This window comes from Microbispora sp. CL1-1 (genome assembly GCF_012034195.1).
In the GTDB taxonomy this organism is placed as follows: Bacteria; Actinomycetota; Actinomycetes; order Streptosporangiales; family Streptosporangiaceae; genus Microbispora.
In genome coordinates this window covers 1-533 of the sequence record NZ_JAATEK010000181.1, presented here as the reverse complement: position 1 = coordinate 533, position 533 = coordinate 1, and the positions used below count along the sequence as shown (strand labels likewise).

At 66.2% G+C, this 533-nt stretch carries 1 protein-coding gene; it reads left to right on the top strand.

Translation table 11 applies throughout. The annotated features are described in order from the left end of the window. Positions 1 to 533: hypothetical protein (locus HCK04_RS40520; RefSeq protein ID WP_168066713.1), on the top strand; the 533-nt coding region annotated here is incomplete at both ends.

Genomic DNA, 533 nt, shown 5'->3' with positions numbered 1-533 from the left:
GGTTCCCACCGAGGGTGGCACCAGCGGCGGCAAGTACGAGTCGCGCGTCTACCACAACAAGTGGGACGCCTACCGTGCGAAGCGGAAGCTGCAGGCCGACAAGACCACGGGCTACTCCAAGCTCGAGGTCGTCGAGGTCAACAAGCTCTCGCGGTTCGGCAAGGAGACGGCGGTCAGCGTCGCCGACTTCCAGGCCTGGAACAAGGGCAGGAACCTGACGGGCAACGGCCCCTGGACCCCGGGCACCAGCGCGTCCGAGGCCAAGGAGATCTCCAAGAACGAGTACCGTTCCTGGAAGGACTCCTACGTCAGCAAGGACGGGAAGACCCTGTACTGGCGGACGAAGGTCCAGGCTCCGGCCGCCGCCGCGTCCGCGAGCCCGAGCCCCAGCGCCAGCGCGCAGGCCCAGGGCAACAAGTGGCAGGGCAACAACTGGGGGCACCGCGACCAGGGCCACTTCGAGTACAAGTACTTCAGCCGGACCTTCACCGCGAAGGTCATCACGGGCTACAAGGTCGTCGGCCTGAAGCTCT